General features: G+C 69.0%; 12 protein-coding genes. 9 read left to right on the top strand and 3 right to left on the bottom strand.

The features are described from left to right. Nucleotides 1-13 precede the first annotated feature (13 nt). From C5C07_RS07465 to C5C07_RS07455, 3 genes are all read left to right on the top strand, one after another. On the top strand, nt 14-457 hold the full coding sequence (locus C5C07_RS07465) for a hypothetical protein (RefSeq protein WP_004977107.1): 444 nt from the start codon (nt 14-16) through the stop codon (nt 455-457). 111 nt (nt 458-568) lie between these two features. Continuing rightward, nucleotides 569-2,215: a COG1361 S-layer family protein gene (locus C5C07_RS07460; RefSeq protein WP_233510291.1), complete on the top strand. Its 1,647-nt coding sequence runs from the start codon at nt 569-571 to the stop codon at nt 2,213-2,215. Between the two features lie 3 nt (nt 2,216-2,218). Next, entirely contained in the window at nt 2,219-4,729 is a 2,511-nt protein-coding gene (locus C5C07_RS07455; RefSeq protein ID WP_004977110.1) for an RND family transporter, read from the top strand. 71 nt (nt 4,730-4,800) lie between these two features. On the opposite strand, the gene C5C07_RS07450 is transcribed toward C5C07_RS07455, so the two are convergent. Together C5C07_RS07450 and C5C07_RS07445 are read right to left on the bottom strand one after the other, a co-directional pair. Further along, nucleotides 4,801-5,040 carry a hypothetical protein gene (locus C5C07_RS07450; protein ID WP_004977111.1) on the bottom strand — a complete coding sequence of 80 codons (240 nt, stop codon included), beginning with the start codon at nt 5,038-5,040 and terminating at the stop codon, nt 4,801-4,803. 76 nt (nt 5,041-5,116) lie between these two features. Then, the gene (locus tag C5C07_RS07445; protein ID WP_004977112.1) at nt 5,117-5,401 is read right to left on the bottom strand and encodes an acylphosphatase; all 285 of its coding nucleotides are present in this window, start codon (nt 5,399-5,401) and stop codon (nt 5,117-5,119) included. A 186-nt stretch (nt 5,402-5,587) separates the two neighbouring features. Here C5C07_RS07445 and C5C07_RS07440 point away from each other — a divergent pair, with 186 nt between their 5' ends. From C5C07_RS07440 to C5C07_RS07415, 6 genes are all read left to right on the top strand, one after another. Then, nucleotides 5,588-6,949, top strand: a complete 1,362-nt coding sequence (locus C5C07_RS07440) for a phosphopentomutase/phosphoglucosamine mutase (RefSeq protein ID WP_115804809.1) — start codon at nt 5,588-5,590, stop codon at nt 6,947-6,949. 185 nt (nt 6,950-7,134) lie between these two features. Further along, entirely contained in the window at nt 7,135-8,265 is a 1,131-nt protein-coding gene (locus tag C5C07_RS07435) for a BMP family protein (protein ID WP_004977114.1), read from the top strand. A gap of 224 nt (nt 8,266-8,489) precedes the next feature. After that, a complete protein-coding gene (locus C5C07_RS07430) occupies nt 8,490-10,049 on the top strand; it encodes an ABC transporter ATP-binding protein (RefSeq protein WP_115804808.1) in 1,560 nt (519 codons plus the stop codon). Next, nucleotides 10,046-11,305: an ABC transporter permease gene (locus C5C07_RS07425; RefSeq protein WP_115804807.1), complete on the top strand. Its 1,260-nt coding sequence runs from the start codon at nt 10,046-10,048 to the stop codon at nt 11,303-11,305. The genes C5C07_RS07430 and C5C07_RS07425 overlap by 4 nt, the downstream gene beginning before the upstream one ends. Next, the gene (locus C5C07_RS07420) at nt 11,302-12,405 is read left to right on the top strand and encodes an ABC transporter permease (RefSeq protein WP_004977118.1); all 1,104 of its coding nucleotides are present in this window, start codon (nt 11,302-11,304) and stop codon (nt 12,403-12,405) included. The genes C5C07_RS07425 and C5C07_RS07420 overlap by 4 nt, the downstream gene beginning before the upstream one ends. A 161-nt stretch (nt 12,406-12,566) precedes the next feature. After that, nucleotides 12,567-13,982 (top strand): geranylgeranyl reductase family protein, encoded by a 1,416-nt coding sequence (locus C5C07_RS07415; protein ID WP_115804806.1) that lies wholly within the window; start codon nt 12,567-12,569, stop codon nt 13,980-13,982. Here C5C07_RS07415 and C5C07_RS07410 read toward each other — a convergent pair. Next, nucleotides 13,957-15,234 carry a HAMP domain-containing sensor histidine kinase gene (locus C5C07_RS07410; RefSeq protein WP_050459024.1) on the bottom strand — a complete coding sequence of 426 codons (1,278 nt, stop codon included), beginning with the start codon at nt 15,232-15,234 and terminating at the stop codon, nt 13,957-13,959. The genes C5C07_RS07415 and C5C07_RS07410 overlap by 26 nt on opposite strands. Nucleotides 15,235-15,324 lie beyond the last annotated feature (90 nt).

Here is a 15,324-nt window from a genome sequence, read left to right as displayed (position 1 = left end):
CCTAACCCCGCGTATGTACACCGGCAGGACGGACCAGCCCTGCTGTCTCTGCGACGACCCGAAGACGGTCGCCCGCATCGCGGTCCCCCCGCGAGCGGTGACGCTCATGGAGAACGCCGCCCCCATCGCGTGGCGCGACATCGTCGGCGACGTGACGCTCCAGTTCTGCGAGAGCGACTGGGAACTCGTCACCGAGTTGGTCTTGGACCTCGGCATGCACCCTCTCTCTCGATGCAACGTCGCCCGCGCGGACTTCAGTATCCGCGAGGACTTCGAGGCGCTCCTGAACAGCACCCGCGAGGAACCAGACCAGACAGCACAGGAAGACCGCATGCTCGCCGAGGCCCGCGCCGTCATCGACGACGCCGACGACCCGATGGTCGAAGCGCGCGACCTCGTGGAGGCCCACGTCGTGGTCCGCGCGCTGGCCGAACTCGGCGTCGACAGGCCCGCGTGAGTCGCGTTCGGTGAGTCCCACGGAACCGTCGACTCGGTCGTTCTCACCGGGCTGACTGTCTCGCGTAGGCCGAACACCGTATTTCTCCGCAGGGGACGTATCAGAGACCAGTTGGGTCGGTCCGTCGCCGCCCCCGCGCCGATGTCCGCGGACCCGGACGCCGTCGGTGCCGCCCGCCGGGACCTCACGATGAAGAGTTACACCGCTATCTTGGTCGCCGTACTGCTCGTCCTCGCCGCGCTCCCGACACCCGTCGCCGGCCAGCAGGCCGAACCGAACAACGTCCCCGTCTTCCGCGCGTACGTGGTCGACCCGGTGGTCGAACCCGGCGTCGAGACGACGGTGCGAGTGGTCTTCGCCAACGACCCGGTCGACACCGAAGACGTGGCGAAAACCGCGGAGAACGTCCGCGTCAGGCTTGACCCGCGGAGCACGCCGTTCACCGTCAGGACCGGCGACCTGTTCGTCGGCACGATGAACGACAGCGACACCCGCGAGGTCGCCTTCCGGGTCGAGGCCCCCGAGAACGTCGCGGCCGGCGAGTACAACCTCCGCCTCGACGTGTTCTACGAGTTCGACAACGCCCACCGCCGCGTCTACCGCCTCGACGTGCCCGTCAGAATCGAAGAGCGCGTGCGGTTCGCCGTCGTCGGCGCGGACTCGTCGGTCCCCGTCGGCGGGAGCGGCGCGGTCGCGTTGACCCTGCAGAACACGGGCGAACTCGACGCGCGGAACGCCGTCGTCGCGGTGACCGCCCAGTCTGCCGACGTGAGCTTCGACGGCGCGCAGACCGCGAGCAGTTTCGCCGCCGACTGGCCCGCCGGCGAGAATCGGACCTTCGTCTACGACACCGCGCTCGATTCCGAGGCGTCCGTCCGCGGCTACGTCCTCGGCGTCGCCGTCGCCTACGAGGACCCCGACGGCGCGCGCCGACAGTACCCCGACCTCGCCGCCGGGTTCGTCCCCTCGCCCAAGCAGTCGTTCTCCGTCGCGGACGTGACGAGCACGCTCCGCGTCGGCGACGAGGGTCGAATCGAGGGCGTCGTCGTCAACGACGGGACGACCCTCGCGCGCAACGCGGTCGTGACGCTTTCCCTCCCCGAGGGGAGCGCGACGGCGACCGAGACCGAGTTCGCCCTCGGCGACCTCGAACCCGGCGAGCGCGTCCCGTTCTCGTTCGACGTGGGAATCTCGGACGACGCGGACGCCGGCCCCCGGCAGTTCACCGCGACGGTCGCCTACCGCGACGCCGGGGGTGACCGGCGCACCGGCGACGACATCGACCTCCGGGTCGCCGTCGCGGCCGCGACCCCCGAGTTCGGCGTGACCGTCGACGAGGGCACCGTCGCGCCGGGCCGGAACGGACAACTCCGCGTGACGGTCGTCAACGACCGCGACGAGACGCTCACCGACATCTCCGCGAAGATATACCTCGAAGACCCCCTGTCGTCTGCCGACTCCGAGGCGTTCGTGGACGAACTCGCACCCGGCGAGTCGGCGACGCTCGTGTTCGACGTGTCGGCCGCCCGCGGCGCGCTGGAGAAGGACTACCCGGCCGAACTCGACTTCCGCTACGACGACGGCGCGGGCGAGACGACCATCTCGGACGCCTACCGCGTGCCCGTCCGCGTCGAGGCACCCGAAGACAGTGGCGGCCTCCCGTTCGGCCTCTCGGCCCCGCTCGTCGGCGCGGTCGTCCTCCTCGCGGCGGTCGGCGGCGCGGGCGTCCTCGTCGTCCGCCGGCGGGGGCGGCGCTGAGCCGTGGCCCGACTGGAGTTCCAGCGGTTCGTCGACTGGGTCGACCACCGCATCGTCAACCGCTCGCGGCGCGTCATCCTCGTCTTCCTCGTCCTCACGCTGGTGTTCGGGGCGGGACTGAGCGCCGTCTCGACCGAGGCGGGGACCGAGCAGTTCGCCGAGGAGGTGCCGGAAGAGGAGGCGTTTTCGCGCGTCACCGAGGAGTTCTCGCCGCGCTTCGAGGCGGGGACCGGTAGCACGCAGCTCATCCAGCGCGCGCCGAACGTCCTGACGAGGCGCGAACTCCTGCGGATGCTCGAAGCGCAAAAGCGCCTCTCGGACCGCGACGACCTCCGCGTCGTCGGTACCGCCAGCGCCGCCTCGGTCGTCGCGGAGACGCTCGACGCCGACGCCGACGGCCTCGACGAGCAGATTGCGGCGCTCGAACGCGCGACCGACAGCGAGGTCGCCGCCGCGGTCCGCGAGAACGCCGACAACGAGCGCTTCACCGGTCTCCTCGCCGACGACTTCAACCCGACCGCGGCGAGCGCCTCGGCGACGATTGCGGTCGTCACCCACTCGATTCCGCTGGCCGACGAGGCCGGCGCGGGACAGGGCGGCGACAGCCCGCTCACCCCGATTCAGCGGACCGCCGGGCGCGTCGTCGCCACCGTCGGCGGCGACATCTCCGTCTTCGGCTCGGGCGTCATCGCCGACGAGTTCGGGACCGTCATCGCCGACTCGCTCGTCCTCGTCGTGCCCGCGGCCGTCGTCTTCATCCTCCTCTTTCTCGTCGTCGCCTACCGCGACCTCGTGGACCTGCTGTTGGGGACCGCCGCGCTCGGGATGGCCATCGTCTGGACGTTCGGCTTCCTCGGACTCGCGGGCATCCCGTTCAACCAGATTATGATCGCCGTGCCGCCGCTGCTCCTCGCGGTCGGCATCGACTTCGGCATCCACGCGGTCAACCGCTACCGCGAGGACCGCGCCGAGGGGCTTCCCGTCGGCGATGCGATGCGAAAGGCGACGGACCAGCTCCTCGTGGCGTTCTTCATCGTCACCGCGACCACCGTCATCGGCTTCCTGTCGAACCTCGTGAGCAACCTCACGCCGATTCGGGACTTCGGCGTCGTCGCGGCCATCGGCATCGTCTTCACCTTCCTCGTGTTCGGCGTGTTCCTCCCGGCGACGAAAGTCGAGGTCGACAGGCTCCGGGAGCGCTACCCGATTCCGACGTTCAGCCAGTCGCCGCTCGGCCGCGAGGGGAGTTCCCTCGGGACAGTTCTCCGGGTCGGCGTCGCGCCCGCCCTCCGCGCCCCCGCCGTCGTGCTCGTCGTCGCGCTCGTCCTCTCGGGGTCGGCGATGTGGTACGCCACGGGCGTCGACACCGAGTTCGGACAGGAGGACTTCCTGCCGCCCGCGGAGGCCCCGGCGTACCTGAAATCCCTCCCAGAGCCCTTCGCGCCGGGCGACTACAGCGTCGTCGCCGACATCGAGTTCCTCGAAGAGCGCTTTTCGTCCTCCCAGAGCGGGGTCGTGACGGTGTATCTGGAAGGTCGGCCCACGGACGACGCCTACCTCGAAACGCTCGACCGGGTCGCACAGGACCCGCCGGACACCTTCATCGTCGAGGACCGCCGGGCCGACTCGACGAGCGTCCTCACCGTCATCGAAGCCGAGGCCCGGGAGAACCCCGAGTTCGCCGCGGTCGTCGCGCGACACGACCGCGACGGCGACGGCGTCCCCGACCGGAACCTCGCCGAGGTGTACGACGCGCTGTTCGCCACCGACTCGGCCGCCCGCGCCGGCGAGTACCTCGCCGACGACTACCGGAGTTCGCGGGTCGACTACCGCGTCCGGGCCGACGCGGACGACGACGCGGTCGTCGCCGACGCCCGCGAGGTCGCCGCGCGCTTCCGCGGTCCGAGCACCGCCACCGGCGCGGTCGTCGTCTTTTCGGCCATCTCGGACCTCATCCTCGACTCCGCGGTGCAGAGCCTCGCCATCTCGATGGCCGGCACCGGCGCGTTCCTCGTGTTCGTCTACTGGTGGCTCGAACGCCGCCCGTCGCTCGCGCTCGCCAACCTCGTGCCAATCCTCGTCGCGGTCACGTTCGTCGCCGGGACGATGCGACTCGCCGGCATCTCCTTCAACGCCTTCACCGCGACGGTGCTCGCGCTGACCATCGGACTCGGCGTGGACTACTCGGTCCACGTCGTCCACCGCTTCGTCGACGAGCGCGCCGACCACGACCTCGAAACCGCGCTCGACCGGACGGTCCGCGGCACCGGCGGCGCGCTCGCGGGCAGCATGCTCACGACCGTCTTCGGCCTCGGCGTGCTCGTCCTCGCGGTGCTCTCGGTCCTCGGCCAGTTCGGCCTGCTCACCGCCGCGAGCATCGTCTACTCGTTCCTCGCGTCGATGCTCGTGTTACCCTCGGCGCTGGTCCTCTGGGACCGGTTCAGCGGCAACGACCCGCTCGTTCCCCTGGGCGGCGTCGAGCGCGAGTCCGGCGCGGCGGCGACCGCCGACTGAGACCCGCGTCCCCGCTCACGCCCCGCTCGTATTCGCGCTCCCGCTTACGCGCCGGCTGGTATTCGACCCACTCACGCGCCGGTTCCGACGCCGAACAGCCGCGTCGACCCCCACGAGAGGACGACGATGCCGACGATGAACACCGCGAGCGCGGCCATCATCGGAAACGGGTCGAGCGACGGCCCGCCGAGGAACGGCCCGCGGACGATGAGAAACGAGGTGCCCATCGAGAGGCCGAGTCCGACGCTCGTGACGAGCGTGAAAAACAGTTTTGCGACGCCGATGCCCCGCGTGTCGTTCCGGAAGCGCATGGGGACAGGTCCCCCGAACCCCGCTTGAACGATTTGGCCGTCTCGTTGATGTTATCGGGCGGTTGTCGGGTTCTCGTCAGCGCTCGACGCGGAAGCCGGTCTCGCCGTCCGGCTCCTCGTAGGTGACGTCCACGTCCTCGACGGACGCCATCGGACTCCCCTCGTGGCACCACTCGACCATCGCCTCCACGTCGTCGCGGGGCCCCTCGAAGACGGCCTCGACGCGGCCGTCCGAGAGGTTCTTCACCCAGCCGTCGACGCCGCGGTCGCGGGCGGTGTCGCGGGTCGTCGCCCGGTAGTAGACGCCCTGTACGTGTCCCGAGACGTAGACGTGCGCGCGGGTTCGACCGTGTTCGCTCATGGCTCCCGATTCGTCATCCGTCGTCAAAGGCGTGCTGCCTCGGGCGGTCGGTTCGGCGGTCCGTCCGACGCCGGCGTCGCCGTCTCCCCGCCCGTCGCCGCGACCGCGCCGGCCGCCCCGTGCCCCCGACCCGCACGCATCCGGCGAACCGTCAGCATCTAAGTACGACCCACCCAACGCTGGACTATGGAACTCTTCGGCACCGCCGGTATCCGCGGGAGCGCGACGGAGCGAGTCACGCCGGAACTCGCCCTCAGCGTCGGCCGCGCCGCTGGCCTCGCCGCGCTCGAATCGGACGCGCCCGCCGAGTTCGTCGTCGGCCGCGACGGACGGACGACCGGGCAGGGCCTCGCCGCCGCCGTCGAGGCCGGTCTGCTCTCCGCCGGCGCGGACGTGACCCGCGTGGGCGTCGTCCCGACGCCGGCGCTCGCGTTCGCCTCGCGGGGTCGACGCGGCGTCATGCTCACCGCCTCGCACAACCCCCCGACGGACAACGGCATCAAGATGTTCGTCGACGGGCAGGAGTACGACCGCGACCTCGAACGCGACATCGAGACGCGGGTCGAGGCGGGCGCGTCCCCGGCCGACTGGGACGACTGGGGCGCGACGGGGACGAGCGGCGTCCTCGACGCCTACCGAAGCGCTATCGTCGAGTTCGCCAGCCAGCACGGCGACGACCTCGACGGCCTCAACGTCGCCGTCGACTGCGGCAACGGGATGTCCGCGCTCGGCACGCCGCAGGTCCTCCGCGACCTCGGCGCGCGCGTCGTCACGCTCAACGGGCAGATAGACGGCCACTTCCCCGGGCGCGAGTCGAAGCCGACGCCCGAGACGCTCGCGGACCTCATCGCGTTCGTCGCCGACGGCGACTTCGACTTCGGCATCGGCCACGACGGCGACGCCGACCGCATCGTCATCATCGACGGGGACGGCGAGGTCGTCCACGAGGACACCGTCATCGCCATCGTCGCCGAGCACTACGTCCGCGTCTCCGACGCCGACGACCCCGTCGTCGTCACGACGCCCAACGCCTCGGGCCGCATCGACGAGCGGGTCCGCGAGGCCGGGGGTCGCGTCGAACGCGTCCGCCTCGGCGCGCTCCACGAGGGCATCGCCAGCGCCCGCGCCGGCGGCGGCGACGTGGTGTTCGCGGCCGAGCCGTGGAAGCACATCCACCCGTCGCTCGGCGGCTGGATAGACGGCGTCGCGTCGGCGGCGCTCGTCGCCCGCCTCGCCGCCGAATCCGGCATGGCCGGCCTGCGCGAACCGGTCACGGAGCGCCCGTACCGCAAGGTGAGCGTCCCGTGTCCCGACGAGAAGAAGCGGGCGGCGATGGCGGCGCTCGAAACCTCGCTTCCCGACGCGATGGCCCCCGAGTCGGTCGACACCGAGTACGGCGTTCGACTGGAGTTCGCCGACGCGTCGTGGACGCTGGTCCGCCCGTCCGGCACGGAACCCTACATCCGCGTGTACGCGGAGGCCGACGACGTGGACCACCTCGTCGACGAGGTGACGGCCGTCGTCGAGGCCGAAATCGAGGACGCCTGAACGGGCTTCGAAGAGGTTTTTCGCCGGCGCAAGCGGCCGGCCTGGTGCGAACTCGACGCCGGCGGACGTGAACCTCGCTCCCGTTCTCTACGATTTGCAAACGTGGTGATGTGACGCCGATGAAACCGCGAAACGACACCTTTATGCAATTTTCGCGGCCCCTGTCTCAATAGGAGTTCATACATATGGACAGACGTTCTTTTGTCAAAGCGGCAGGGGTCGCGGGTATCGCTGGCCTCGCAGGTTGTACGGGCGGACCGTCCGAGGGGAGCGACGACACGACGGCGACGACGACCGAGTCGTCCGGCGGCGAGGAGACCACCACGGCCGAGCAGACGACCGAGGAGTCCGGTCCGGCGGCCAACGTCGGCATGGTCTACGCGCTCGGCGGTCTCGGTGACAAGTCGTTCAACGACGCCGCGAAGCGCGGCATCGAACAGGCGGAATCGGAACTCGGCATCGCCTACGACGAGGCCCAGCCCTCGGCGGCGGAGGAGTTCCCGCAGTTCCAGCGCCGGTTCGCGCAGTCGTCGAACCCGGACTACGACCTCGTGTCGTGTATCGGCTACGCGCAGAAGTCCGCGCTCTCCGAAACCGCACCGAGTTTCTCGGACCAGAAGTTCATGATCGTCGACGACGTGGTCGACGAGGACAACGTGGCGAGCTACCTGTTCCGCGAGGAGCAGGGCTCGTTCCAGGTCGGCTACCTCGCCGGCCTCATCACGACCCAGGAGTTCTCGGCCGGCTCCGGCTCGACGACGGCCGACTCGAAGAGCGTCGGCTTCGTCGGCGGCACCGAGACCGAGCTCATCCGCAAGTTCCAGGCCGGCTACGAGGCCGGCGTGGCGCACGCGGACGAGGAAATTTCCGTCGACGTGGCCTACGTCGGGTCGTTCTCCGACTCCGCGAAGGGCAAGGAGATTGCCACCTCGATGTACGACAACGGCGCTGACGTCGTCTACCACGCGGCCGGCGGCAGCGGCCTCGGCGTCTTCCAGGCGGCCAAAGAACAGGGCAAGTTCGCCATCGGCGTCGACTCCGACCAGTCGCAGACCGAACCGAACTACGCCGACGTCATTCTCGCCTCGATGGTCAAGCGCGTCGAGTCGGCGGTGTACACCTCCGTCGAGAACGTCGTCAACGACGAGTTCAACGGCGGTTCCACCACGACGCTCGGCCTCGAAGAGGACGGCGTCGCCGCCGTCTACGGCGCGGAACTCGGTTCCGAAATCCCGCAGGACGTGAAGGATTCGCTCTCGGAGTCCCGCGAGGCTATCATCGCCGGCGACATCGAGATTCCGACGACGACCGAGTAACGCCGCACTCGACACTCACATTTCTTTCGACGCCGCCCGCCGAGCGACGGCATTCCCGAACCTTGGGGTCAATGTTGCCGCTTTCACACCGCGGTCGGCCGAACATGCTCGCGGGTTGAACGGTTCGAACTCCCCGAGAACCGCCGCGACGCTCCGTGTGGACCACTCCCGCGCCGACTCGAATCCCACGAGTTTAAGCGAACCCCCCCGAAAAAAGGGTCAAGATGAGCACCGCTGTTCATCTCGACGAAATCACAAAACGGTTCCCCGGCGTCGTGGCGAACGACGACGTGGACCTGACCGTCGAGCGCGGCACGGTGCACGCACTTCTGGGAGAAAACGGGGCCGGCAAGACGACGTTGATGAACATCCTCTACGGGCTCTACGAACCCACTGAGGGGACCGTCCACGTGGACGGGGAACCGCGGGACTTCGATTCGCCCGCGGACGCCATCGACGCCGGAATCGGCATGATTCACCAGCACTTCATGCTGGTCGACCCCATGACGGTCGCCGAGAACATCGTCCTCGGCAACGAACCGCGCAAGTGGTTCGGCACGACCGTCGACCGGGAGCGTGCGCGCCAGGAGGTCATCGACCTCTCGAACCGATACGGATTCGACGTGAACCCCGACGACGCCATCGAAGACGTGAGCGTCGGCGTTCAACAGCGCGTCGAGATTCTGAAAGCACTCTACCGCGGGGCCGACATCCTCATTCTGGACGAGCCCACCGCGGTCCTCACCCCGCAGGAGGTCGAAGAGCTGTTCCGCGTCTTCGAGGAGCTGACCGCCCAAGGCAAGACGATTATCTTCATCAGCCACAAGCTCGGGGAGGCGATGCACGCCGCCGCCGACATCACCGTCCTCCGAGACGGGAAGAACGTCGGCACCGTCAAGGCTGACGAGACCTCCAACGAGGAGCTCGCCGAGCTGATGGTCGGCCGCGAAGTTCTCCTCGAACCGAAGGCTGAACCGCAAGAACCGGGCGACGAGGTGCTCGCGGTGCAGCACCTCTCGGCCGAGGACAACCGCGGTATCCCCGCCGTCTCCGACGTGTCGTTCGACATCCGCGAGGGCGAGGTGTTCGGCATCGCCGGCGTCGACGGCAACGGCCAGTCGCAGTTGGTCGAGGCCATCACCGGCCTGCGGACGCCGACCGGGGGGGCGATTTCCTACAAGGGCCGGGACATCACCGGCGCCTCTCGCCGCTCCCGCATCGCCGACGGGATGGCGTACATCCCCGAGGACCGCCACGAGCGCGGGCTCGTGATGGACTTCGACCTCGTCCAAAACGGCATCCTCGGCAGCCAGCACAGCCCGACGTTCGCCGCCGACGGCCGGATAAACTGGTCCGACGCGCGCGACCACGCCGAGCGAATCATCGACGAATACGACGTTCGACCGCCCCACGCCGACGCCGACGCCGAGTCCTTCTCCGGCGGCAACCAACAGAAGTTCATCGTCGGCCGCGAGTTCGAACGCGAACCGGACCTCGTCGTCGCCACCCACCCGACCCGCGGCGTGGACATCGGCGCGATGGAGTTCATCCACGAGCGGCTCTTGGACCTCCGAGCCGAGGGCAAAGCGGTGCTCCTCGTCTCCTCGAAGCTCGACGAGGTACAGGGCCTCTCGGACCGCCTCGGCGTCATGCACGACGGCGAACTCATGGACATCGTAGACCCACGCAACACCACCGAAGAAGAGATCGGCCTGCTCATGGCCGGCGAACGCCCCGACGCCGACGCGACCGACGCGGAACCGCCGGTGGGTGACGCCAAATGAGCGCGACCGAGAACGCGAAGGCCGTCCTCCGACGGCTGACGGCCGCCTCCGCGACCGAGCGCATCCTCATCAGCTTCGCCGCGCTCGTCATGGCCGTGCTCGTCGGCGCGGTCATCATCCTCGTCTCGGGCCGCATCACGACGTGCCAGACCGCGGCGACGACGCTGTTCGGCACCGGCTTCTGTTACGACCCCGTCGAGGTGTACCTCGTGTTGTTCAACGGGGCGCTCGGCGAGCCGTTCCTGCTGAACGACCCCGCGCTGTTCAACCCCAACTGGAACCCGCTGAACTTCGGGTTCGCGCTCACGCTCAAGGAGACGACGCTCCTCATCTTCACCGGCCTCTCGGTCGCCGTCTCCTTCCGCGCGGGCCTGTTCAACATCGGGACGCAGGGACAGCTCGTCCTCGGCGGCCTCGCGACGGCGCTGTTCTCGTTTTTCGTCGCGCCGCTGCTCCCGTCGGGTCTCGTCGGCGGCCTCATCCTGATTCCGCTCGCCGTCATCGTCGGCGCGCTCGTCGGCGGTCTCTACGGCGCGATTCCGGGCGCGCTCAAGGCGTACGCCGACGCCAACGAGGTCATCACGACCATCATGCTGAACTTCATCGCGGCGCAGATCGCGTTCGTCCTCGTCAGCGAGTTCTACGGCAACCCCGACTCGCAGGTCGTCGAGACGACGCCGCTTCCCGACTGGGCGACGCTCCTCCCGGTGGCGTTCCCGCAGGGCGGCGACTTCTCGATTCTCGCGCTCGCGTTCGGTCTCGCGCTCGTCGTCGCCGTCTGGTTCCTGCTCGAACAGACCTCGTTCGGGTACGACCTCCGGACGAGCGGCGAACAGCCGGAAGCCGCCGAGTACGGCGGCGTCGACGCCAAGCGCACGACCGTCACGAGCATGTTCCTCTCCGGCGCGCTCGGCGGCATGGGCGGCGCCATCTGGGTGCTCATGGTCATGGGCAAGTGGCAGGCCGGCGTCCCCGCGCTCGGATTCGACGGCATCACCGTCTCCATCCTCGCGGGGAACAACCCGTTCGGGGTCGTCCCGGCGGCGCTCCTGTTCGGGACGCTCAAATCCGGCTCGCTCGCGGTTCAGTTCGGGACCGGCGTCCCGAAACAGCTCGTCGGCGTCCTCCGCGGCCTCATCATCCTGTTCGTCGCGATGCCCGAGTTCTTCCGCATGCTCGGTTCCGCGATCGACCTCGAACCGGACCGCGAGACCGTCGCCACGGACGGCGGCTCCCTCGGAGGTGACGACGAATGAGTACGACCACTATCGACCGACTCCGCGACACGGAACTGTCTTACAGAGCGACCCTCGCCGGCGGGGCGCTGAGCGTCTTCCTGCTCATCGCGCTCCTCGGTCTCGCGTTCCCGGGCAGCATCTGGGGCAACTTCCTCGCCATCCTCACGAGTCGGAGCACGCTCTCGTCGGCGCTCCGGCTCTCGGTACCCATCACCTTCGCCGCGCTCGGCGGTATCTTCTCCGAGAAGGCCGGCGTGGTGAACATCGGGCTGGAAGGGCTGCTCATCATCTCGGCGTTCACCGCGGTCATCACGACGGCCGTCGTCGGCCCCGAGATGACCGTCCTCGGTCTCCCGGCCATCTGGATCGGCTTCTTCGCCGGCATCCTCTCGTCGGTGCTGTTCTCGGCGCTGTTCGCCGTGGTCTGCATCCGATTCAAGGCCGACCAGATTATCGCCGGCCTCGCCGTCTGGCTCATCGCGCTCGGTCTCGCGCCGTTCGCGGCGACCGTCTACTACGGCGGCGTCAACACCGACAACCTCGGGACGACCCTCGGGACGTGGACGATTCCCGTCCTCTCGGACATCCCGTTTTTCGGCGCGTTCTTCGACGCCGACCCCGCGGTGTACATGATGCTCGTCGCGGTCCCGGCGTCGTGGTACGTCCTGAACCGCACGGCGTTCGGCCGCCACGTCCGCGCGTCCGGCGAGAACCCGAAGGCGCTCGACACCGTCGGCGTCGACGTGAGCCGCGTCCGCTACGCGGGCGTCCTCCTCTCGGGCTTCCTCGCCGGCATCGGCGGCTCCGCGCTGTCGCTCGGCCTCGGTCAGTTCGTCGGTAACAACCAGACGATGGTCAACGGGAAGGGCTTCATCGCCATCGTGGCGTACCTCTTCGGGAACTACAACCCCATCGGCGCGTTCGGCGCGTCGTTCCTCTTCGCGGGGCTGGAGGCCGCCCAGATTCGCCTCCAGCAGGTCCCCGGCTACGCCATCCCCGACTCGCTCATCCAGACGATTCCGTACGTGACCGTCCTCGTCGTCCTCGCGCTCGTCGGCCGCACCCGCATCCCGGAGGCGGCAGGCGAGCACTACGACACCGGCGACGACAACCGCTGAGCGACCCGGAATCCTCGTTTCCCCCGTCTTTTCCGCTCCCCTGTTCTCCGTTTTCGCCCGTTCGAGCGCCGCATCTCGGGCGGGCCGGTCTCCGTCGAACCCCTCCCGAACGGTCGGTGCGGGAGTAAAGAGTTTTCAGCCCGCGATATGGAGGTGATACCATGTCCACAGACGAGAACGACACCGCCGAGGAGTCCTCGGCGAGCCCACGGACCCAGTCCGTGGACGTGGTGGTCGTCGGCGCGGGAACCTCCGGCTGTTACGCCGCCGCCACCATCGCGAACGCGGGCTACGACGTGACCATCGTCGAGCGAAAGTCCGCGGAGGAAGCGGGGCACATCGCCTGCGGGGACGCCCTGAAGGGCGCGGACGCCTTCCCCGAGGCGATTCCGAAGTCGAAAATCGAGCCCGCGTTCACCAACACCGAGGTCGACCACGGCCGCTTCGAAATTCCGCAGGAGGACACCGTCCTCGATATCCCGGTCCCCGGCGAACTCGCCGTCATCGACCGCTGGGAGTACGGCCGCCTCATCATCGAGGGCGCGGACGAGGCCGGTGTCGAACTCCACTACGACACGGTCGTCCAGGACGTGAAACAGGACGACGACGGCACCGTCACCGGCATCGTCGGCAAACACGACGGCGAGGTCGTCGAGTACGACGCCGACATCGTCATCGACGGCGCGGGCTCGCTGTCGCTCCTGCAGGACAAGGTGGACTTCTCCGACGCCACCTTCGACACGAACGTCTCCTACCAGCACTTCTCGTCGGCGTACCGCGAGGTCGTCGAGGTTCCCGAACCCGTCGAGTGGTCCGACGCGCTCGTGTTCAAGCCGGCCGAGGTCGCCGCGGGCTACGTCTGGTACTTCCCGCGGACCGAGACCGAGATCAACGCCGGCCTCGGCTTCCAGATGACGGAGGAGCCGATGAAGCTCGTCGACGACCTGAAGCGGGACCTCCGGGAGCGCCCCGAGTTCGAGGGCGCGGAGGTCATCGACAAGCTCGGTGCCGCGCTCCCGACCCGCCGGCCCTACGACTCGGCGACCGCGCCGGGCTACATGGCCGTCGGCGACGCCGCGGCCCACGTCAATCCGACGACCGGCGGCGGCATCGCCGGCGCGGCCTACGCCGGCAAGTACGCCGGCGAGCAGGCCGCAATCGCGCTCGACGCGGGCGACGTGAGCGAGGAGATGCTCTGGCGCTACAACCAGCGCGTCATGGACCACTTCGGTGGCCGCTACGCCAGCCTCGACGTGTACAACATCCTCTCGACCGCCGTCGACGTGGACGACCTGATGGGTCTCATCGCCTCCATCCCCGGCGAGAAGCTCGCCGAGGCGCTCTACTCCGGAACGACCTCGTTCGGCCCCGTCCTCCTCGCGCAGACCGCGGCGTCGAGCTACGGTCACTGGAGCCAGATTTACGAGTTCTTCAAAATCAAGCGCCTCGCCGACGAACTGCTGGCCCACTACGGCCGCTACCCGACCCGACCGAGCGCCCTCGAGGGCTGGAAGGTCGAGCGGGACCGCATCATGGACGACATCTACGAACTCACGGGCGCGGACCCGAAGTACTGACCTCGGACTCCGCCGCGAACGAGACGTTTCGGAACTCGAACCGGGCACCCCCGTTTTCGCCGTCCGTCGCCGCCACCTCCCAGCCGTGCGCGTCGGCGACGCCGGAGACGATAGCGAGGCCGAGGCCGGTCCCCCGCGAGTCGGTGCTGTAGCCCGACTCGAAGATGCGCTCCCGTTCTTCCGGTGGGATGCCGGGGCCGTCGTCCTCGACGAAGAAGCCGTCTTCCAGCGGACCGACCCGGACGTTGACGCCGGGCGTTCCCCCGTCGGTGGCGTCCGGCACCGGCCGTCTGACCCCCGGATTCGGTGCCTCGTCGGCCGACGGTCGACCACCTGCCGCGCCGCGCTCGACGGCGTCAGACGCGGTCTGGTCGCCTGTCGAACTGCGTTCGACAGCGTCGTCGGATGAAATCCGACTGCCCGTGGAACCCTGTTCCACAGTGTCGCCGGGAGTATCCCGACGGCCTGTCGAACCGTGTTCCACCGAGTTCCGAAACAGGTTCTCGAAGACAGCGGTGAGTCGTCCCCTGTCGGCGAGCAGTTCCGCGTCGGCCTCGACGGTCAGGCCCGACGCGCCGAGGCTGGTGTTCGTCACCGCGTCCGCGGCCACGGTGGCGAGGCTGACGCGCTCGACCTCGCCGACCGACTCGCCGGCTCGGGCGAGCTGTAACACGTCTTGGATGAGCGCCTCCATCCGGTCGTGGGCGTCGGCGACCGTCGAGAGGTGCTCGGTCCCGTGGCCGTCGCGGGCGAGTTCGAGCCGCATCTGGGCGACGTTCAGCGGGTTTCTGAGGTCGTGCGTGATGACCGACGCGAACTGGTCGAGCCGGTCGTTGCGGCGGCGGAGGTCCGCCTCGCGGGCGTCGCGGTGGGTCGACCACCGGACCGCGCCGACCGCGAGCGCGGCGGACCCGACGAGGAGCGCTCCGTCCTCGAAGACGAGCGTGAACGCCTCGGGCTGGACGACGACCTCGTCGACCGCGTCGCTGACGGCGTAGACGGCGAACAGCGCGGTCCCGGCGTACAGCGGTCGCCAGACCGTCTGCACGTCGCGGACGCTCCCGACGACGAACGCGCCGGCGAGCGGAATCGGAACCAAGAGGAGTTCCACGGCGAACCGGAGCCAGTGAACCTCGGGGCTGTCGGGGAAGACGGCGACTTGGACGACCGCGACGCCGACGGCGATGCCGACGACTGCGAGACCCGGACGCAGGTCTGCGTCTTCGGTCGATTCACCTCCGAGGAGCCCCATCGCTGCCGGCTATGCACGGGGGGGACAAATAACCGCTGGCGGTTCGTCGCGGGCAGGTCGGTCGAGCGCGCGTCGGTCCGGCGAGTCGAG

The organism is Haloferax sp. Atlit-4N (assembly GCF_003383025.1).
Classification (GTDB): Archaea; Halobacteriota; Halobacteria; order Halobacteriales; family Haloferacaceae; genus Haloferax; species Haloferax gibbonsii.
This window is presented reverse-complemented; position numbering and strand designations above follow the sequence as displayed.

Bases quoted from the DNA above. Each gene is read 5' to 3' on its own strand.
- C5C07_RS07465 (WP_004977107.1), top strand. From the start codon at position 14: ATGTACACCGGCAGGACGGACCAGCCCTGCTGTCTCTGCGACGACCCG.
- C5C07_RS07450 (WP_004977111.1), bottom strand. From the start codon at position 5,040: ATGCGCTTCCGGAACGACACGCGGGGCATCGGCGTCGCAAAACTGTTT.
- C5C07_RS07445 (WP_004977112.1), bottom strand. From the start codon at position 5,401: ATGAGCGAACACGGTCGAACCCGCGCGCACGTCTACGTCTCGGGACAC.
- C5C07_RS07440 (WP_115804809.1), top strand. From the start codon at position 5,588: ATGGAACTCTTCGGCACCGCCGGTATCCGCGGGAGCGCGACGGAGCGA.
- C5C07_RS07435 (WP_004977114.1), top strand. From the start codon at position 7,135: ATGGACAGACGTTCTTTTGTCAAAGCGGCAGGGGTCGCGGGTATCGCT.
- C5C07_RS07430 (WP_115804808.1), top strand. From the start codon at position 8,490: ATGAGCACCGCTGTTCATCTCGACGAAATCACAAAACGGTTCCCCGGC.
- C5C07_RS07425 (WP_115804807.1), top strand. From the start codon at position 10,046: ATGAGCGCGACCGAGAACGCGAAGGCCGTCCTCCGACGGCTGACGGCC.
- C5C07_RS07420 (WP_004977118.1), top strand. From the start codon at position 11,302: ATGAGTACGACCACTATCGACCGACTCCGCGACACGGAACTGTCTTAC.
- C5C07_RS07415 (WP_115804806.1), top strand. From the start codon at position 12,567: ATGTCCACAGACGAGAACGACACCGCCGAGGAGTCCTCGGCGAGCCCA.
- C5C07_RS07410 (WP_050459024.1), bottom strand. From the start codon at position 15,234: ATGGGGCTCCTCGGAGGTGAATCGACCGAAGACGCAGACCTGCGTCCG.